At 60.9% G+C, this 19,601-nt stretch carries 18 protein-coding genes; 11 read left to right on the top strand and 7 right to left on the bottom strand.

The features are described from left to right. Window position 1: 1 nt before the first annotated feature. Together minD and minC are read right to left on the bottom strand one after the other, a co-directional pair. A complete protein-coding gene (minD, locus tag ENGE1_RS05795) occupies window positions 2-814 on the bottom strand; it encodes a septum site-determining protein MinD (protein WP_043083432.1) in 813 nt (270 codons plus the stop codon). Window positions 815-837: 23 nt separating this feature from the next. Further along, on the bottom strand, window positions 838-1,542 hold the full coding sequence (minC, locus tag ENGE1_RS05790) for a septum site-determining protein MinC (RefSeq protein WP_048252923.1): 705 nt from the start codon (window positions 1,540-1,542) through the stop codon (window positions 838-840). Between the two features lie 126 nt (window positions 1,543-1,668). On the opposite strand from minC, the gene ENGE1_RS05785 reads away from it, so the two are divergent. The 9 genes from ENGE1_RS05785 to ENGE1_RS05745 all read left to right on the top strand — a co-directional run bounded on the left by ENGE1_RS05785 (window position 1,669) and on the right by ENGE1_RS05745 (window position 9,540). Next, window positions 1,669-1,944, top strand: a complete 276-nt coding sequence (locus ENGE1_RS05785; protein WP_043083435.1) for a YcgL domain-containing protein — start codon at window positions 1,669-1,671, stop codon at window positions 1,942-1,944. 20 nt (window positions 1,945-1,964) lie between these two features. Beyond that, the gene (locus tag ENGE1_RS05780; protein ID WP_048252924.1) at window positions 1,965-2,624 is read left to right on the top strand and encodes a fumarylacetoacetate hydrolase family protein; all 660 of its coding nucleotides are present in this window, start codon (window positions 1,965-1,967) and stop codon (window positions 2,622-2,624) included. Between the two features lie 92 nt (window positions 2,625-2,716). After that, a complete protein-coding gene (locus tag ENGE1_RS05775; protein WP_043083438.1) occupies window positions 2,717-3,163 on the top strand; it encodes a YcgN family cysteine cluster protein in 447 nt (148 codons plus the stop codon). Between the two features lie 413 nt (window positions 3,164-3,576). Beyond that, entirely contained in the window at window positions 3,577-4,281 is a 705-nt protein-coding gene (locus tag ENGE1_RS05770; protein ID WP_072065264.1) for a fimbria/pilus chaperone family protein, read from the top strand. Window positions 4,282-4,378: 97 nt separating this feature from the next. Then, a complete protein-coding gene (locus tag ENGE1_RS05765; protein ID WP_043083440.1) occupies window positions 4,379-5,065 on the top strand; it encodes a DUF1120 domain-containing protein in 687 nt (228 codons plus the stop codon). A gap of 57 nt (window positions 5,066-5,122) precedes the next feature. After that, the gene (locus tag ENGE1_RS05760) at window positions 5,123-5,806 is read left to right on the top strand and encodes a DUF1120 domain-containing protein (protein WP_080732664.1); all 684 of its coding nucleotides are present in this window, start codon (window positions 5,123-5,125) and stop codon (window positions 5,804-5,806) included. Between the two features lie 66 nt (window positions 5,807-5,872). Continuing rightward, window positions 5,873-6,547, top strand: coding sequence for a DUF1120 domain-containing protein (locus ENGE1_RS05755; RefSeq protein ID WP_048252925.1), 675 nt, complete (start codon window positions 5,873-5,875; stop codon window positions 6,545-6,547). Between the two features lie 11 nt (window positions 6,548-6,558). Continuing rightward, window positions 6,559-8,967, top strand: coding sequence for a fimbria/pilus outer membrane usher protein (locus tag ENGE1_RS05750; protein WP_080965685.1), 2,409 nt, complete (start codon window positions 6,559-6,561; stop codon window positions 8,965-8,967). A gap of 9 nt (window positions 8,968-8,976) precedes the next feature. After that, a complete protein-coding gene (locus tag ENGE1_RS05745; RefSeq protein WP_048252927.1) occupies window positions 8,977-9,540 on the top strand; it encodes a DUF1120 domain-containing protein in 564 nt (187 codons plus the stop codon). Window positions 9,541-9,547: 7 nt separating this feature from the next. Here ENGE1_RS05745 and ENGE1_RS05740 read toward each other — a convergent pair whose 3' ends face one another. Further along, complete coding sequence (locus ENGE1_RS05740; RefSeq protein WP_048252928.1) at window positions 9,548-11,281, bottom strand: potassium/proton antiporter; 1,734 nt, start codon at window positions 11,279-11,281, stop codon at window positions 9,548-9,550. A gap of 97 nt (window positions 11,282-11,378) precedes the next feature. After that, window positions 11,379-12,293, bottom strand: coding sequence for a muramoyltetrapeptide carboxypeptidase (gene ldcA, locus ENGE1_RS05735; RefSeq protein ID WP_048252929.1), 915 nt, complete (start codon window positions 12,291-12,293; stop codon window positions 11,379-11,381). Between the two features lie 92 nt (window positions 12,294-12,385). On the opposite strand from ldcA, the gene emtA reads away from it, so the two are divergent. After that, window positions 12,386-13,006 carry a membrane-bound lytic murein transglycosylase EmtA gene (gene emtA, locus ENGE1_RS05730; RefSeq protein WP_045289516.1) on the top strand — a complete coding sequence of 207 codons (621 nt, stop codon included), beginning with the start codon at window positions 12,386-12,388 and terminating at the stop codon, window positions 13,004-13,006. A 38-nt stretch (window positions 13,007-13,044) separates the two neighbouring features. Here emtA and ENGE1_RS05725 read toward each other — a convergent pair whose 3' ends face one another. From ENGE1_RS05725 to ENGE1_RS05715, 3 genes are all read right to left on the bottom strand, one after another. After that, entirely contained in the window at window positions 13,045-15,165 is a 2,121-nt protein-coding gene (locus tag ENGE1_RS05725; RefSeq protein WP_048252930.1) for a TonB-dependent siderophore receptor, read from the bottom strand. Window positions 15,166-15,379: 214 nt separating this feature from the next. After that, the gene (treA, locus tag ENGE1_RS05720) at window positions 15,380-17,074 is read right to left on the bottom strand and encodes an alpha,alpha-trehalase TreA (protein WP_048252931.1); all 1,695 of its coding nucleotides are present in this window, start codon (window positions 17,072-17,074) and stop codon (window positions 15,380-15,382) included. Window positions 17,075-17,138: 64 nt separating this feature from the next. After that, window positions 17,139-18,080: a LysR substrate-binding domain-containing protein gene (locus tag ENGE1_RS05715; protein WP_053075567.1), complete on the bottom strand. Its 942-nt coding sequence runs from the start codon at window positions 18,078-18,080 to the stop codon at window positions 17,139-17,141. Between the two features lie 113 nt (window positions 18,081-18,193). Here ENGE1_RS05715 and ENGE1_RS05710 point away from each other — a divergent pair, with 113 nt between their 5' ends. Beyond that, on the top strand, window positions 18,194-19,135 hold the full coding sequence (locus tag ENGE1_RS05710) for an amidohydrolase family protein (protein WP_064360564.1): 942 nt from the start codon (window positions 18,194-18,196) through the stop codon (window positions 19,133-19,135). Window positions 19,136-19,601 lie beyond the last annotated feature (466 nt).

Genomic DNA, 19,601 nt, shown 5'->3' with positions numbered 1-19,601 from the left:
CTTATCCTCCGAACAGGCGTTTGAGGAATCCTTTCTTCTCTTCTTCTATGAAGCGGAAAGGGCGTTCTTCGCCCAGCAGGCGATCGACAGTGTCGGCATAGGCTTTGCCGGCGTCGGCTTCAGCGTCCAGAATAACCGGTTCGCCCTGGTTGGAGGCGCGCAGCACCGACTGATCTTCGGGGATAACGCCCACCAGCTTAATGCGCAGAATTTCCAGCACGTCTTCCATGCTCAGCATGTCGCCGCGGCTTACGCGGCCCGGGTTGTAGCGGGTCAGCAGCAGGTGCTCTTTGATCGGCTCTTCGCCATTTTCGGCGCGGCGTGATTTCGATGCCAGAATACCGAGAATGCGGTCGGAGTCGCGCACGGAAGAGACTTCCGGGTTGGTGGTGATAATCGCTTCATCGGCGAAGTACAGCGCCATCAGGGCACCGGTTTCGATGCCGGCCGGCGAGTCGCAGACGATAAAGTCGAACGCCATCTTCTTCAGTTCGTCGAGCACTTTCTCGACGCCTTCGCGGGTCAGGGCATCTTTGTCGCGGGTCTGGGAAGCGGGAAGAATGTAGAGATTGTCGGTGCGCTTGTCTTTAATCAGCGCCTGATTCAGGGTGGCGTCACCCTGAATCACGTTGACGAAGTCGTAAACCACGCGACGTTCGCAGCCCATGATCAGGTCCAGATTACGCAGACCAATATCGAAGTCGATAACGACGGTTTTCTTTCCCTTCTGGGCCAAACCAGTCGCGATGGCCGCGCTGGAGGTAGTCTTGCCTACGCCCCCTTTACCCGAAGTCACAACAATAATGCGTGCCATAGAAATTCCTTGTTAAAAAGGGATTAGTTTAACGGTTCAATTGTCAGAGCGGCGTCGCTAAGACGCAGGCGCACCGCTTTGCCATAATAGTCGGCCGGGATGTTATCGCTCAGCCAGTAAGTACCTGCGATAGAGACCAGCTCCGCCGTCAGGTGGCTACAGAAAATTTGTGCTTCTTTATCGCCGCCGGCGCCCGCAAGCGCGCGCCCACGCATCATGCCATAAATATGAATGTTGCCGTCAGCAATGAGCTCTGCGCCCGCGCTGACGTGCCCTGTCACAATCAAATCACAGTTTGGCGCATAAATGCGCTGTCCAGAGCGTACGGGTGTGTCGATCAATCGCGTTTTTGTGACGGGGGTAACAGTTGGTTCAGGTTCAGGTGCTGGCTCCGGGACCGGAGCAGGGCGGGCGGTTTTCTCTTTCCCTTCAGTCAGTAAGGGTATGCCCGCCCGGTCAATTTCTGTTTTCAGCGCCGGATCTTTACAGCCGCTAACGCCCATAATCCGCAGCCCGGTGGCAGTAATGGCCTGCGCCAGGGGCTGCCACTGCGCAACATCGGCCAGGGCGCCAATATTCACCACCACCGGCGCGTGACGCAAGAAAGCGGGAGCCTGGGCGATTTTATCTTCTAACGCCTGACGAATAACCTCGGGATTTGCATCATGCAAATGAACCACTGATAAGGTGAAGCTACTGCCTTTAAGCTCGATTGGCGTGTTTGACATCCTGGCCTTACTCAATTTTCAATTTATCGGCCGCGCGGCTGCGGCGATATTCCGAAGACTACAGGGCATGTTATAGTCACTGATATAGAGAGGCAAGTAACCACCGTCCAATTCAGAGTAAAAGTAATGTTTTGTGCAATTTATCGTAGCAACAAGCGTGACCAGACCTATTTATATGTCGAAAAAAAAGACGATTTTTCCCGCGTACCGGAAGCGTTAATGCAAAGCTTCGGCCAGCCGCAGTTCGCCATGGCGCTGATGCTGGACGGTCGTAAGAAGCTGGCCAATGCCGATCCCGACAAGGTCAAAGAGGCATTGGTCGCGCAGGGCTATTATCTTCAGCTTCCGCCACCTCCTGAGGACTTATTAAAGCAGCATCTTCAGGGCAGCGGAGAACAATAACGCAACATTTGGGGTGTAACATGTATCAGCATCATAACTGGCAGGGTGCGCTTCTTGATTACCCGGTCAATAAAGTGGTCTGCGTGGGCAGTAATTACGCGAAGCATATTCAGGAAATGGGCAGCGCCACGCCGGAAGAGCCGGTGCTGTTTATCAAACCGGAAACGGCGCTGTGCGATATTCGCCAGCCGCTGGCGCTGCCGGAAGGCCTCGGCTCCGTACACCATGAAGTGGAGCTGGCGGTGCTGATTGGCAGCACGCTGCGTCATGCCACGGAAGAGCACGTCCATAAGGCTATCGTTGGCTACGGCGTGGCGCTGGATCTGACCCTGCGCGACGTGCAGGCGCAGCTGAAAAAGGCGGGCCGCCCGTGGGAGAAGGCCAAGGGCTTCGACAACGCCTGCCCCATCTCCGGCTTTATTCCCGCCGCCGAATTCCACGATGACCCGCAGAACACGCCCCTTACGCTTAAGATCAATGGCGAAGTGCGTCAGCAGGGCAGCACCGCGGACATGATCCATAAAATCGTGCCGCTTATCGCCTATATGAGCCGCTTCTTCACCCTTAAAAGCGGGGACGTTATCCTTACCGGCACCCCGGAAGGTGTCGGCCCGCTTGCCAGCGGCGACGAGCTGGAAGTCAGCTTCAGCCGCTACGCACTTTCCACCCGCGTACTGTAAGCCTCTCTTGCCGCTCATTTGGGCGGCAAAACTTGCATCCCTCTGCCAGACTCGTTATAAGGTGCCCTTCATTTTTTAACGCGGACAGAGCGATGACCGACAACCCTTTCTGGCAAAGCAAGACCCTTGAGCAGATGACCGACGCCGAGTGGGAGTCGCTGTGCGACGGATGCGGCCAGTGCTGCCTGCATAAGCTGATGGATGAAGACAGCGACGAGATCTACTTTACTAACGTCGCCTGCAAGCAGCTGAACATCAAAACCTGCCAGTGCCGCAACTATGAACGCCGCTTTGAGTATGAGCCGGACTGCATCAAGCTGACCCGCGAGAACCTGCCGACTTTCGAGTGGCTGCCGCACACCTGCGCCTACCGCCTGCTGGCGGAGGGAAAACCGCTGCCGCAGTGGCACCCGCTGCTTACCGGCTCGAAAGCGGCGATGCACGGCGAACGCATCTCGGTGCGCCACATTGCCGTCAAGGAGTCAGAAGTGTGCGATTGGGAAGACCACATTATCAATCATCCGCATCGCGGAGAGTAACCTGCCATCACCGCCGGGACATTTCTTTATCAGATATTTCCCGGTCAAGTATTATTAATAACCACTCCATTTATTTAATTTAATAACTCAGATAAATCTTTCATATTTATCCTGGGTATTTTTCTTAATCCCGGGCAATGAATTAGGCGAGTTGCGGAAATAGCACATAAAATCCTTTGTCATGTCGCAGTATTTATTATATGCTCACTTTTGCTGCGGCTATGAACGTTGGGTTTTATCATCATTAAATTCATTGCCAATGTATCTCTGTAAATAAATTGCTCAGGGTGACTATTCTCCGCTTCTGCATACGGTGTTTCTGAAATAACAGACAGGGTTTATTGTTTGAATGTCACCGCCTGCCATATTGCGGTGAGGAGTCACGCTGTGCTCTCGCTAATAAAGTGAATAATATGAAAGGATTCTCCGCTTCACTCAGGACACTTATCGCCTGCGCGTTCGTTACTATACCTCTCTCGGCAGAGGCCACCGGCATGGTGCCGGAATCCTCCGTGGTGGTGATTGAAGAGTCTGACGGCGAAGCCGCCATGAATGTAACCAACACCGACCGCTATCCGCTGCTGTTAACCACGACGCTGCAGTCTATCAGGCAGGATAACGAAGCCCTGCTGCTGGTCTCGCCGCCCGCCATTCGCGTAGAGGGCGGCAAAACGCAAAAGGTGCGTTTTCTGCTGCATGCGTCCGCGCCGTTAAAAACGGAGCGCCTGCGCCGGGTTATTTTTAGCGGTATACCGCCGCGCAGCAAAGATAAAAATGAAGTCAGAATGAGCATCAGTCAGAATCTTCCCGTTATTATTCGCCCGGCAGGATTACCCAGAGATGAATCCCCCTGGAAGCGCCTTACCTGGAAAGTGGTAGATAATCATCTGGTCGTTGCTAATAACTCGCCATATGTTGTTCGCCTGGCGCAAAATGTGCAGACTCTGCCGAGGAATATAATATTAACCCTGCCGCAGAGCTATATATTACCGGGCGAGAATCTGACGCTGGCAGCGCCCGAGGGTAAATCGCTTGTCGGCACCCGCCAGGTGCGCATCTCGCCGGCAACCACCTGGGGCTATTCGGTAAATAGCTGGGATGCGCCGCTGTCGCAGTAACGAATTAAAGAATTAAAGAATTACCTCAGTGCAGAAGGGGCGCGTCTCCTTTGCCAACGGACGGTAATACAGTGAAACATGCAAACAAGGAACTGAAATGAAAGTAATTCAAAAAACGCTGCTGGCGGCGCTCCTCGCCGCCTCGGCCGGCTCCGTCATGGCGGACAGCGACAGCATTGATATTAAAGTCATTGGTCAGATCGTACCCGCGGCCTGCAAGCCGGCGCTGAGCGGCGGTGCAACGGTAGATTACGGGACGATCAAAGCCGATACCCTCAAAGCGGATGCGTTTACGGTACTGGAGAGTAAAAGCCTGGACTTCTCCATCACCTGCGACGCGCCGGCAAAAGTTGCCCTGCGCTCCACCGACGCGCGCGCGGGCAGCGCCGTAAGGCCCGTAGGCTCATCGGTGCTGGGTGTCTCCGTAACGGAGGCCACAGAACTGATGGGGCTTGGCCAGGCGGACGGTAAAGACATCGGCGCCTACGGTATGACCATTGGCCGCAGCGTCAAGCTGGACGGCGAAACGACGGCGACTGATGCTATCTGGTCCGGCGACAGCGGCCACACCTGGGCTAAATCCACGCTCAGCGATACCTGGCTCGGCGGTAGCGGCAAAAACATCTACAGCTGGAGCAAATCTGGCGACCTGGTGCCCGTTGCCTTTAAGACGCTTTCCGGCACGCTCAACGTGCAGGCGGTGATCAATAAAGGCGCTGAACTGGATCTGAGTAAAGCCGTCAACCTCGACGGGCTATCGACGATTCAGCTCTACTATCTGTGAGGCAGTCGGCGGGCGTGAATAGCTGACGGCAACGCCTGCATAATAAAGGTGTTAAACATGCAATTGATGAAAATAGCGCTGATTGCCGCCGCCCTGGCGGCAGCGGCGGGGAGCGCTGTGGCCCAAGACAGCGTGGACATTAAAGTCATCGGCCACATTGTTCCCGCCGGCTGTACGCCGAGCGTCAGCGATGGCGCGGTCTTTGACTATGGCACGATCCCTGCCAGCGAGGTTGTCCACGGGACTGACGACTATACCATCCTGGCGCAGAAAGATTTGAGCTTTGTCCTGACCTGCGATGCCTCCACCAGGGTGGCGCTCAGAACCTTTGATGCCCGGGCGGGGAGCGCCGTGGTGCCGGTGGGGAAAGTGCTGCTCGGCGTGCCGGTGGCCTCTAATACGCCCGTGTTCGGCCTCGGGACGGCAGAGGGGAAAAAAATAGGCGGCTATGTCTCGATCATTAAGGAGGTGACCGCGGATGACAATACCGCCGTAGGCTACCTGCACTCGGCGGATAGCGGTAAAACGTGGGTCTCGCGGCCAAATCTGGATCTGGGACAGGCTTCGCTGCCTCAGCATCTGGTCACTGTGTCCAGCCCCGGCGTGAAGGCTCCCCTGGCGGTGAAGTCCTTTTCCGGAACCATTTCGATACAGGCGGTGGTGAATAAGGCCTCTGAACTCAACCTGGCCCACGTCATCAATCTCGACGGCCAGGCCACGATTCAGGTCGTCTACCTCTAGCGTACTACGGCAACATCAGCCCCTGCTGCAGGGGCTGATGTCAACGGGCTGACAAGGACGATGCCAATGAACTCTCTTACAAAAGTGGCCCTGCTGGCGCTTCTGGCCGGGCAGACGATGGCCGCTGGCCGCAGTGTTCATATTCAGATAACCGGTGAAAGCATCCCTTCCGCCTGCAAACCGAAGATCGGCGGCGGCGCAACCTTTGATTACGGCACGCTGAAGGCGGCACGGCTATCGGCGAATACCTTCACGCTGCTGGAGAAAAAGAGCCTCACTTTTGCTATTGCCTGCGCCGCGCCCGCCAAAGTGCAGTTCAGGGTCAACGATGTGCGCAAAAACTCGCTGGCGGTGCCCGATAACCCGCGCACCGCGCCCTTTGCCATCGCCTCCGCGAGTGAAGGCAAGTTCTTCGGTCTTGGCATGGCGGGGGCGAGTAAAACCGGCGTTTACGCTATGCGGCTTGAGGATGTGAACATTGATGGTCAGATACCGCCGGGCCTGACGGGGCTGGTCTCCACCGACGGCGGTACGGTCTGGACCACGGACAGCGCGGTGTGGCTGTACAGCGATGGCGCCAAAGTCAGCAGCATCGGTCAGGGGAGTGCCGTACCGGCGGCATTTACCACGCTCACCGCCCGCTTAACCGTCCAGGCCGCGATCAATAAAACCGCTGAGCTGGAGCTGAACCGCGCGATCGGCCTCGACGGCCTGAGCGCGCTGCAGATCGTTTACCTGTAGCGGAGGCGAACGTGCGCACTCTCGTCTTGCCAGGATTACGATGCACCGCATTGCCGCTGGCGCTGATTGCCGCGGCCGGACAGCCCGCTTTCGCCGATGACGTTATTTTTGATGCCGAGGCGCTCAGCGCCCAGGGCCTCGATGCGGGGCTTGCGGGGCAGTTCAGGCAGGCCGCGAGGTTTCCGCCGGGCGTCAGCGCGGTGGCGCTTTTCGTCAACGGCGAATCGCGCGGCAGGCTGCAGGTCACCTTTGACAGCCAGGGGCGCCTCTGTCCGGATACCGCGCTGCTCAGGCAGGCCGGCCTCAAGATCCCCGCCGGTTTTCCCGATGCCAGCGGCGGGCGGGAAGATGCCTGCCGCGACCTGCGCGCCTTCTGGCCGCAGCTGTCGGCGATCCCCAGCCCCGCGGACGCAACGCTCACGCTGCTGGTGCCGCAGTCGGCGCTGGAGCCGCGGACGGATAACGCCCGCTGGCAGCACGACGGTACGGCCGCGCTGCTGAACTACGCAGCCCAGCTTATGGGCAGCCGCGCGCCGGGCAGCAGGATGAACTACTGGCAGATCCAGACGGAGCTGGGCTTTAACGCCGGGGACTGGATAGTGCGCAGCAATCAAAACCTCTATCGCTTCGGGCAAAAAGCGCAGACCGACTATCAGAACGCCTACGCCCGGCGGACGTTTACCGGGCTGAAAAGTACGCTGCAGCTAGGACAGATCCCGCTTTCCGGCGGTCTGTTCGGTATCGGACAGGTGCTGGGCGTGCAGATGACCCCCGAACAGGCGCTGTACGGCAAAAGCGGTAGCGCGGTCGTCGCGGGCGTGGCCGATACCCCCTCCGTGGTGGAAATCCGCCAACTGGGCGTCCCGGTGTTTCACACCACCGTCCCCGCGGGGCCGTTCAGCCTCAGCGGCTTTTCGCTGCTCAATACGCGAAGCGATCTGAGCGTCACGGTGACGGGCGCCGACGGCGGCGTGCGGCGCTATCTGGTGTCCGCCGCCGCCTACGCGCGCGACGGCGCCGTCATTACGCCGGGCATCAGCTGGGGACTCGGACGCTACGATCTGCGCGGGGCGGATAAAAAGCCGCTGCTGGCCACCGCCGCGCGCGGCGTTCAGCTCTCGCCGCGCGCGGCGCTGCAGCTTGGCGGACTGTGGGCGGAGAACTATCAGGCGCTCGGCGCAACCCTGGAGAGCGTTCTTCCCTGGCGCACGAGCCTCTCGCTGCAAAGTACCCTCGCGCGGGCCCGGCGCGGGGATCGCCGGGGCTTCCTCAACGCCCTGACTCTGACGCAGCCGATCGGCGGCAGCCTCTCAGTGAACCTCAGCGGCTCGCATCAGGCGGCAGGCTATCGCGAATTCAGCGAAGAGCAGTTCAGCGCGCGGGGCGACTACGCCCGTAACAGAGATCAGTACGGCGCGGGCGTCAGCTGGGCAAACGCGCTGCTCGGCAGTCTCAGCGTTGCGGCCGGGCGCAGCACCCAGACCCGCGGTGCGCCGACGGGCTGGGCGCAGATAAGCTGGGGGCGGCAGTTCGGGCGCGTGTCCCTCAATCTCAACGCGGCGCATCAGCAGAGCGGCGGCCGCTACGGGCGGGAAGACCGGCTCTACCTTTCGCTGCAGATGCCCCTCGGCGACAGCACCACGGTCAGCAGCACGGCGAACCACGGCCGCGGCGGTAACCGCTATGGGATGCGCCTCGACCAGCGCCTCAGCCAGGACCGCAGCTGGAGCCTGGCGGCCGAACGCGACCAGGGCCGCGGCCTCAGCGCGGCCACCGGCGCTTTCAGCACGGTCACTCGCTGGAGCGATCTCTCCGGTAACCTGTCCGCCGACTCTGCGAGCAGCCGCAGCCTGTCGCTGCAGGCCTCGGGCAGCGTCGTCGCCCACGGGCATGGCGTCACGCCCGCACCGTATCAGGTCAGAGATACGTTCGGCATCGCGCGGGTGGGCAACAAAGGCGGCGTCAGGCTGGAGACGCCCGCCGGGCCGGTGTGGACCGACGGCGGCGGCTATGCGGTATTGCCCTCGCTCAGCGGCTGGAGCACCTCGCTGATTGAGGTGGACACCCGCAGCCTCGGGCGGCGGGCGGACGTCGTCAACGGCACGCAGGAAGTGATGCCCGCCAGAGGCGCCGTCAGCCGGGTGGATTTTCAGACCATTTCGTCGCGCCGGGTGCTGGTGAGCGCAGGGCGCGCGAACGGCCAGCCGCTGCCCCGCGGCGCGGCGGTGTACGATGCGCAGGACAATTTTATTACCGTGGTGGACGAGCAGGGCGCGCTCTTTTTGCCCGACGCCCGTCCGGGCATGGAGGTGACGGTCGATCTGGCGCCGGGTGAGTGCCGCATCAGGCTCGACAAGCTGCCGGACGCCCCCGCCCGTGAGCGTGATTTGTATGAGACGACCACCGGCCTGTGCCGGTAAGGAGCGAGAATGAACCTGCGTATGATGTCGTACCTCCTGGCGCTGGCGCTGAGCCCGGCAAGCGGCGCCCTGCCTGACATCCCGCAGCCGACTGTGCCCGAGTGCAGCCTGAGCGCCGGCGGCGGACAGGTCGACTTTGGCCGCAGCAGCCCGGCGCAGCTACGGCCCACCGCAGGCGGAATGACGCCGGGCGTCCGGAGGCTAATGGTGAGCGTCAGCTGCACGCTGGCGCAGGAGATGCGGCTGCGGGCCGACGGCCCGGCGAGCGGGGCGGCATTTCGCTGGGGCGAGGGCGGCGGTACGCTGAGGATCCACATTGAGCGGGCGCTGCTGGACGGCGACGACGTGCAGCTCGCGCGCATCATCGCGGGCGATAGCCGGACGGGCGATGCCGTCAGCCGCCTTCAGCTGCGTCCCGGAGAGGGCTTTGTCGTTCTGCGTCACGGCGCGCCCGCGCGGGGCAGGCTGCTGACGCTGAGCCTTACGCTGGAGCCGCTGCTGAGCGGGCAGGAGAGCCACCCGCGGCAGCGCGTGCGCACGGACGGCTGGCTCGACCTGACGCTGCTGCCCTAGCGGGCGATCAGGCAGGCTCCTCATCGGCCACGCGCACGCCGACTTTCAGCACCGCGTTGTCCTCTTTCTCCGCCACGGTCCACACCATGCCGGCGAATTCAACCTGATCGCCGACGACCGGCGCGGCGCCCAGCAGATGCTGAATAATCTCGCCCAGCGACTGGGTATTGTTGGCGTACTCTTCACCGCCGTCGAGGCCGTAAATCATCGCCACGTCGGAAAACTTCGCGCTGGCCTCCAGGATAAAGTCGCCAAAGAAGCGCTGGTCCAGCGCCACCGGCGGCGACTGGCTGAACAGCTTGCCGAGCATCGGCAGATCGCGCTCGCGGCCAATCACGCACAGCACGTCGCCCTCCCGCAGGCGGGTGCTGCCGGAGGGATGCAGCAGCACATTATCGCGAAACAGCGCCGCGATGCGGGTATCGCGCGGCATATGCAGATCGCGCAGCGCCGCGCCCACGCACCACTTGTCGGCGCTGAGCTGGTAGATAAACTGCTCCCAGGGGTTTTCCGGATGAATATCCAGCCCCACCCGGGAGACCGGCCAGCCCACCGGCGGCACCACCACTTTGGCTTTTTTCGCCGCCCAAGAGAGCGAAGTGCCCTGCAGCAGCAGGGACACCAGCACCACGAAGAAGGCGACGTTGAAGAACAGCCTGGCGTGCTCCAGTCCGGCCATCATCGGGAACACCGCAAGGATGATCGGCACCGCGCCGCGCAGGCCCACCCAGCTGATAAACACGCGCTCCCGCAGGTTGAAGCCCTTAAAGGGCAGCAGCCCGGCGAACACCGACAGCGGGCGGGCGACGAAGATCATCCACCCTGAGAGCAGCAGGGCCGGAACGGCAATCGGCAGCAGATCGGACGGCGTCACCAGCAGCCCCAGCACGAGGAACATGGCGATCTGCGCCAGCCACGCCAGGCCGTCAAAGTTTTGCAGGATGGCGTAGCGGTTGCGGATCGGCCGGTTACCTAGCAGGAAGCCGCACAGGTAAACCGCCAGAATGCCGCTGCCGTTAAGCGTGGTGGTCACGGCGAAAATCAGAATGCCGCCGCTGACTGCCAGCAGCGGATAGAGACCCGCCGGGAGCGTAATGCGGTTGATCATCCGCAGCAGCAGCCAGCCGCCGCCGAGGCCGATCGCGATACCCAGTCCGAACTGCTGAATAATATCCAGCGCAAAAGCGGCGCTCAGCTGCGCCTGGTTGTACTGGATCATCTCAATCAGCGTGATGGTCAGAAACACCGCCATCGGATCGTTACTGCCGGACTCTATTTCCAGCGTCGCGCCGACGCGCTCATTGAGGCCCTTGCCGCCGAGCAGGGAGAAGACCGCCGCCGCATCGGTCGAACCGACGATCGCGCCGATCAGCAGCCCTTCGATCAGGCTGAGGTGAAACAGCCACGCTGCCATCATGCCGGTCAGGCCGGAGGTGATCAGTACGCCGACGGTGGCCAGCGACAGCGCCGGACCGAGGGCCACGCGAAAGGAGCTCGCCTGGGTGCGCATCCCGCCGTCGAGCAGGATCACGGCCAGGGCGAGGTTACTGACCATATAGGCGAAAGGATAGTTATCGAAGGGGATCCCGCCGATGCCGTCAACGCCGGCCAGCATGCCGATGGCAAGAAATATCACCAGAATCGGAATACCGAGACGGGATGAAAATGAGCTCAATAAAATGCTGCCGGTGACCAGCACCGAGCCCAGAATAAACAGACTGATAATTGCCGCGGCATCCAACGTTCGACGACTCCTTTATTCGCGTGATATGAGGGTTATGACGTTAACACATAAGCGTGAGTAAAGAGCGGGTTAATCAGCATGATAGCGAACTTTTTTATTCCCCCAGCACCGGATGTCCGCTCAGGGTCAGCGTTGCCGCTTCGCGCTGATTTATCAGCCGGGCGCGGGCCCCCAGCGGCAGGGTCACGGTGCGCTGTTCGTGGCCAAAATCCAGCCCGTCGATCACCGGGATCGCCAGCCGCGAGCGCAGGTACGCCGCGACCGTCGGCAAATCGTATCCGGCATCGTAGTCGTTTGGCTCCGCGCCGCTGAAGCTGCCCAGCACCAGCGCGCGCTGGCGGCTTAAGATCCCGGCGTGGAAGAGCTGCAGCAGCATGCGCTCGACGCGGAACGGATGCTCGTTGACGTCCTCGACCACCAGAATGCCGCCGTCGATCTGCGGCAGCCACGGCGTACCGACCAGCGAGGTCAGCATCGCCAGATTGCCGCCCCACAGCGTGCCTTCGACGTCGCACTGCGGACCGCTGCTCTGCCACTCCACGGTGAACTGCGGATGGCGCAGGGCGCGCCAGAAGTGCTCAACCGTAAAGTCGTTCAGCGTCTCTGCGCCGAAGTTGCCGGTCAGCATCGGGCCGCTGAAGGTGATGACGTTGCCGCGGCTCAGGAGCGCCATCTGCACGGCGGTGAAGTCGCTGTGGCCGCAGATGAGCAGCGGCGAGCGCTGCTGGCGGCGGCACAGCGCCTGCCAGTCGATCTGATCGAGCAGGCGGGTGGCGCCGTAGCCGCCGCGCACCGGCATCACGATGGTATCCGGCCCCGCCAGCTGCGCGAGGTCGTTGAGATCGGCGGCGCGCTCGGCGTCGCTGCCGGCAAAGCGCTGCTGACGGCGGGTGATGACCCGCTGGTTCTCTACCGCATGTCCCGCCTGTTCGAGGCGCGCCACGCCGCGAAGGGCCGCCTGCTGATTGATGGCGTAACCCGAGGGGGCTATCAGATGAATCAGAGACATGGCATTTCCTTGATGAGTTTGAAACAGTTATGATGCCGCCTCAATGACTGATTGTCATTACGCACGGCACACTTGAGTAAAAGGATAAAGGCGTGAAATTCAGATTCCTGGTGATATTATTTGTTCTGCTGGCCGGCTGTAGCTCAAAACCGAAGCATGATTACAGAAATCCGCCGTACGACCCCACGATCCCCGTTCAGCGCGCGATGCAGTGGATGCCGATAAGCGAGAAAGCCGGCGCCGCCTGGGGCGTGAGCCCGCGCTTTATCACCGCCATCATTGCGGTAGAGTCCGGCGGTAATCCCAACGCGGTGAGTAAGTCCAATGCCGTTGGTCTGATGCAGCTCAAGGCCTCGACCGCCGGGCGCGAAGTCTATCGCTACATGGGCTGGCGCGGCCAGCCCTCTACCAGCGAACTGAAAAATCCCGAGCGCAATATCTCGATGGGCGCAGCCTACTTCAGTATCCTTGAGCACGGCCCGCTGGCGGGCATTGAGGATCCGCAGGTTATGCAGTACGCGCTGGTGGTCTCCTACGTCAACGGCGCCGGGGCGCTGCTGCGCACCTTCTCCTCCGATCGCAAAAAGGCCATCCGCGAGATCAACGGCCTCGATAAGGAGGAGTTCTTTGATTACATCGTCAAAAATCATCCCTCTTCCCAGGCGCCGCGCTACATCTGGAAAGTGCAGAAAGCGATGGACGCTATCGACTGATGCCCTGCCGGGAGGCCCGCGCCTCCCGGCGTTCTGACTCAGAAATCATACCCTACGGTAGCCATCACCGAGCGCTCCGCGCCCCGGTAGCAGTTAGTGGTACCGTAACAGCCGGAGACGTACTCGCGATCGCCGAGGTTATTGGCATTCACCTGCAGCCAGGCGCCCTTCAGTGCCGGAGACCACGCGCCGGCGTCCGCCCGCACCATCGCATCAAACAGCGTCACCGACGGCAGCCGCTCGCTGTTGGCATCATCGGCCCACTGCCTGCCGATATAGCGCACGCCCGCGCCGGCGCTGAGCCCGTAATCAAACTGATAGCGCGCCCACAGGGAGGCCATCTGGTTCGGCGTAAGCTGCGGAGTATTATGCGCAGTACCGTCGTCGGTATCGTGAAAGCGCAGGCGGTTCCAGGTATAGCCGGCGATAGTGCTCAGGCGCGGCGTGAGCTGGTTGCGCGCCTCCAGCTCCACGCCCTGAGAGCGCACTTTGCCGGCGGGAATGTAGGTAGCGGTAGCGATATTCGGATCGCGGGTCGCCACGTCCTTCTGGGTCAGATCGTAAACGGCAATGCTGTAGAGATCGGCGGTGCCCGGCGGTTGATACTTCAGTCCCGCCTCGACCTGTTGCGACGTGGTTGGTTTGAGCAGTGTGCCGTCAGCGCCGGGCAGCATCGCCGGCGTGATCGCCTGGCTGTAGCTGAAATAGGGTGAAAAGCCGTTTTCAAAGGCGTACAGCAGCGATCCGCGCCCGCTAACGCGGTCGTCTGACCGGCGGCTGGAGGTATGGTAGGTATCGCTGACCTGGCGGGAGACGATGCGGTCGTAGCGTCCGGCCACGTCGAGATGCCAGCGGTTCCACGTCATCTCGTCCTGCAGATAGGCCCCCGTCTGGTAGTAGCGGCGGTTGTTGTCGTCGCTGCCGGTCACGGTATGCCCCCGGCTGGCGGTATAGCCGCTCCACGGATCGAGCGGCGACGCGCTGCCCCAGCCGCTCCACAGATCGTTGCGCAGGCGATGATATTCGCCGCCGACAGTCACCGTATGGCCCACTGCGCCGGTGCTGAAGTCGGCCTGCAGCCGGTTATCCGTGGACCAGCCGTCCAGCGAGCCCCTGGAGCCGCTGTAGCCGCGCGACAGCGTATTGCCGCTGCCGATCCAGCCGGTCTGGTACACCTGATCGAGGCTGGCATTAATGTGGCTGTAGCTGGCGCTGGAGTGTAGGGACCAGACGTCATTAAACTGGTGATCGAATGCGTAGCTGTAGATCTGCTGCCGGCGCTGATAGCCGTCGCCGCTGTCGCCTTCGTTTACGTCCCGGTGCAACCGACGGCCGTTGTGCTTATAGCGCGTGCCGTCCAGCGGCAGCGAGCCGTGGTAGCCGCCGGAGGGATCTTTTTGCAAATAGGCCTGCAGCAGCAGGCTGGTATCGGAATCCGGCTGCCACAACAGGGAAGGCGCGATGGCGTAGCGCTCCTCGCGGGTATCGCTGTACTGGGTGTTGGTATTGCGGGTGATGCCGGTTATGCGGTACGCCCACTGGCTGTTGATGGCATCGGTATAGTCAAACGCCAGCCCTTTGGTCGCCTGGCTGCCGACAAAGGCCCTCAGATGCCCTTCCGATTTGAACTGCGGACGTTTTGAGGTGAGGTTGACCAGCCCGCCGGGCACGCTCTGGCCATAGGGCGCGGAAGAGGGGCCCTTGATCACGTCAACGCGCTCGATAAACCAGGGGTCTATTTGCAGCACGTTGTGGCTGCCGCCGTCGCTCATCAGGCGCATGCCGTCGAGGAAAATATTATCGACGTCGCCGCCGTGAAAACCGCGCAGCGAGATGGCGTCAAAGCGGCTGGAAGCACCGCCGAAGCCGCTGTTAACGCCGGGCGTGTAGTTCAGGGCCTGGCCGACGTTGGCGGCGCCCTGGTCTTCCATCTGCTGGCGGGTAACGACCGAAATGCTCTGCGCCGTTTCCACCAGCGGTCGGTCGGTTTTGGTCGCCCCGGAGGACGTTTTTGCCGTATAGCCACGGGTGGGGGAGAGGGCCGTATATGCGGGGGCGGCGGTCACCACCAGCGTATCGTCGGCGAACGACGCGTGCGGGAATGCCAGCGCCAGGGTACAAAGCAGCGGCGCGCGTTTAAGTTTACAGGCGTGGATCATTAACATCATTCCGGATACAGCGAGTCACGCTCCTGCGCGGGCTGTCATAAAGGTAAGGAAAAATCCTTTTTCGCAAAAAAGAATACGAATTATTCTTGTTCGCTTTATATCAATCAAGTCTAAAAACGCCGTTTTGCGAGATCGAACGTAACTATTGCTATCAATGAGGCGGGGAGGGAGCAGCGGAGCAGCCGTCGCGCTGCTCCGCAGCAGATCACGACTTAGCGGCTCCGGTTGCGGGTGCCGCGGCCTCAGCCGGGCGGCTATCCGGCACATTGTCGCAGGGCTTTTCTTTCGGACAAACCTTATCCAGCATCATCAGCGTGACGCCGTTGCTCCAGCCGAAGCCGTCCTGCAGCGGATATTCACCGCCGCCGCCGCCGGTCCCGGTGCGGGTGATATCATACTTTTCAACCAGCTTCTTCTCACGGTCATAGGTGTGCTGCACGTTGGTGAGGAAGCGCCAGGTGACCTCCATCGCCACTTTCTGATTGCCGTAGTTCTGCAGCCCCTCGGCGGCGACCCACTGCAGCGGCGCCCAGCCGTTGGGCAGGTCCCACTGCTGGCCGCTGCTGACGGTGGTGGTGGCAATGCCGCCCGCCTTCAGCAGCTGCGACTCGGTGACGGCGGCCATTTTCGCCGCCCGCGCGCTCGACGCGGCGTTGACGTACAGCGGGAACAGCGCGGCGGCGGTCAGCTGGCCGCGCACCCGGTGATTTTTCAGATCGTAGTCGGCGTACCAGCCCGCTTTCTCATTCCACAGATACTTCTCCATCGCCTTCTGGCGGGCGGCGGCATAGCCCTCGTAGCGCTGCGCGCTATCGTTATCACCGGCGGCGCTGCTGGCGCGGGCGACTATCTTCTCCATCCGGAACATCAGGGCGTTAAGATCCACCGGCACGATGCTGGTAGTGCGGATGGTGCTGAGCTTGTGCGGATCGTCCATCCAGCGCGAGCTGAAGTCCCAGCCTGACGCGGCGGCGGCGCGCAGATCGCGATAGATATCGGCGGCCCGGCGGTCGGGGTTACTTTTGGCGGTGGTGATATCATCCAGCCACGACTCCGGGCGCGGCGTGTCCCGGTCGTCCCAGTAGCGGTTAAGCAGGCTGCCGTCGCTCATTCTGACAACCCGCGCTACCGCGCTATCTTTCTCCAGACCCTCGCTGCCCGCCATCCAGTAGTCGTGCTCTTTTTTCATCTGAGGCAGGTACTTTTTCAGCGCGCTGTCGCCGTCGTGGGTTGCCAGCAGCTCCACCATCATGGCGAAGAAGGGCGGCTGCGAGCGGCTCAGATAGTAGCTGCGGTTGCCGTTGGGAATGTGGCCCCAGGTATCGATCTCGTAGGCGAAGTTATCCACCATATCCGCCACGTTATCCCAGTGTCCGCTCTCCGCGAGCCCGAGCATGGTGAAGTAGCTGTCCCAGTAGTAGACTTCGCGAAAGCGGCCGCCGGGGACCACGTAGGGCTTCGGCAGCGCCAGCAGCGAATCCCACTTCTCCGGCGTGCCGGTGGTGCGGGTCAGCACCGGCCAGAGTCCGTCAATGTGCTGGCGCAGGCTCTGATCTTTCGGTGGGACGTACTTTTCTTTCTCCTGCGGCAGGCTGAAGTTGACGTCAACGAAGTGGCGCAGATCGAAGCTGCGCTGGCCGCGCTGCATTCGGTAGTCGGCGAGGATCATCAGCGGATCGCTTTTCGGCACCGCATCGGCAAATGTTTTCTGGTCGGGGAACAGCTTCGCGCTTTGCACGTCGTTAAACAGCGGTCCCAGCAGAATATCCGGCGGCTGCGGCGTTCGGGCTTCATCCGCCCGGGCGGCTAACGCGGCGGTAAGCAGGAGGCCGCCGAGTGCAATATGAAGTGCCGCAGGCGCAGAGAGAAGCGCAACGTGGCGCAAAGCAGGTTTTGTCATTGGTTGTTCTCCTTTTAATCGCACAGCGCTGCTGCTGCGCCAACCTGTTCAAAACCTTAGCCTATTATTTGCTTTCTCGCGTGTCGGGGCTCCCATTTTCGGCCATTACGGATAAATCTGCTGCCGCTGCGCGGAAGGCGGTCAGCGCCGAAAGAAAGTGAGCAACCTGCGGTGAGGTGTTATTGCGCAGCACGCAGGCGCTGACGTCAACGGTTTGGGTTAATCCACACAGAGGGCGGAATATCACGCCAGGAACGCCGACCTGGCGCATACTTTCAGGCACCAGGGCAATCCCGTATCCGGCGGCAAGCAGCGTCAGGGTGCTGAGGGTGCTGTTAGCATAGTTGACGATATGGGGCTCGGCGCCCAGCAGAGAGGCAATCAGCGCCCGCTGCGCAGATTCCGCGTCGGGATTGCCATAGAGGATGAAATCACGGTCCTGGAGCAGCGGGGCCGTGAGTTCGCGATGCGCACTGAGCGGATCGTCGGCGCTCATGCCCATTACCCAGCGGGAAGCCTGTAAGGGATGGCACTCTGTCATATTACTGGCGTTGTCGGGGAAGGTCACGATCGCGACGTCCAGCTCGCCCTCCTCAAGACGCCGGAGCTGGGTATGGTTCTCGGCTTCCATCAGTTCGATGAGCAACTGCGGATGCCGGGCGCGAAAAAAGGTCAGAAAGGACGGCAGCACGCCTGACGCTCCGGCCATGCCGACAAAGCCGATCTTCAGGCGGCCTCTGTAGCCCTGGGCGAGGGATCTCACCAACTGTATCGCACGATCGCGCTTGCTCAGTATGGCCTTGGCTTCCTCATAAAAAACCGCCCCGACCTCGGTGAGGCGCACGTTGCGGCTGTCGCGAATCAGCAGCTGCGTCTGAAGTTCGCTCTCCAGATCCTGGATCTGCCTGCTCAGCGCCGACTGGACAATGTGCAGCCTGTCGGCCGCGCGGCCAAAGTGCAGCAGTTCGGCGACGGTGACAAAATATTTGAGATGTCTAAGTTCCATTCTAACCTATGCTTTTATGGCATTCATTGATGATACTAATGAATTTGTGTAATGAATGAAACCGCTTTAAGGTTTGCAATGCAACGGTTATAACACTCTGTGAGGTATCTGATATGTCAACTGTTCAACGCATCGATGTTCACCAGCACGTTGTCCCGCCCGACTGGGTATCGGCGCTGCCGTCCCACGGCGGCGATCCGTCAGGCTGGAAAAGCCCCGCATGGTCGCCGCAGAGCGCGATCGATTTTATGGATTCGCTGCAGATCCGCACCGGCGTTCTGTCGCTGACTGCGCCCGGCGTCACCGGCTGGCACGGCAAGGCGGCGGTCGACATGGCGCGGCGGGTCAATGAGTACACGGCGGGACTGGTCAGCCAGCACCCCACGCGCTTTGGCAACTTTGTGACCCTGCCGCTGCCGGACATGGAGGCTTCGCTCGAGGAACTGCGCTACGCGTTTGAGCACCTGCACGCCGATGGCGTCGTGCTGCTCACCAACTACCGCGGCGTTTATCTGGGTGATGCGAGCTATGCGCCGCTGTGGCAGGCGCTGGACGAACTGGGCGCCGTCGTTTTTATCCATCCGGCGAAGCCGCCGATGGACGTTATCCCCGGTCTGCCCGGGCCGCTGGTGGACTATCCGATGGACACCACGCGCACGGCGCTGCATATGGTGACTAACGGTGTGATGAGCCGTTATAAGCACATCAAGGTGATCCTTTCCCACGCCGGGGGCTTTGTACCCTTTGCCAGCTACCGCTTCGCGGAAGTGATGCCGGGACTCGATCCGCAGCTGACGAAAGCGCAGGTTCTGGAAGATCTCAAGACGTTCTATTTCGACACGGCGCTGTCCGGCAGCGACGTTGCGCTGAAGTCTCTGCTGGCATTTGCCCACCCGGGGCACGTGCTGTTTGGTAGCGACTTTCCCTACGCGCCGGCCTCGGTGGGGACCTCCTTTACGCATATGCTGGATAGCTACCCCGATTTCCGCGACGGCGAACTTGATCAGATCAACCAGCTGACCGGCAGGTCGCTGTTCCCGCGCCTGGCGAAATAAGCGGGCAGGGTGAATGAGGCATCGGGATCGGCGCCCGTCATAACATGACGGGCGCCGATCCCGATGCCTCAACCGAAAAGATCCCACAGCGTCCTGTTTCTGTGCCGCCCACCTCCCGGCGGAGCAACTCGCCAATCTTAACCTGCGCTGCATGCTCCAGGCCTCCTCGTAAAATACCGCTCCCGGCCTTCACGTCTGAAGATCGCTTTTCGGATCCCGCATCTGCCTGTTCAGCGCACGACAAGATGCCATCCGGCGGCAAAATATTTCAGGTACCTGATCTGCATTCTAACCTATGCTTTTAAGGCATTTATTGATGATACTAATGAATTTGTATAATGAATAGGGGCGCCTTAAAGTTAGCAATGCACTGGTTATAACACTCTGTGAGGTATCTGATATGTCAACTGTTCAACGCATTGATGTCCACCAGCACGTTGTCCCGCCCGACTGGGTATCGGCGCTG

It is taken from the genome of Pluralibacter gergoviae ATCC 33028 = NBRC 105706 (genome assembly GCF_001598855.1).
GTDB lineage: Bacteria > Pseudomonadota > Gammaproteobacteria > Enterobacterales > Enterobacteriaceae > Pluralibacter > Pluralibacter gergoviae.
The sequence above is the reverse complement of the archived record's forward strand: the minus strand, read 5'-3'. Positions and strand labels throughout refer to the sequence as shown.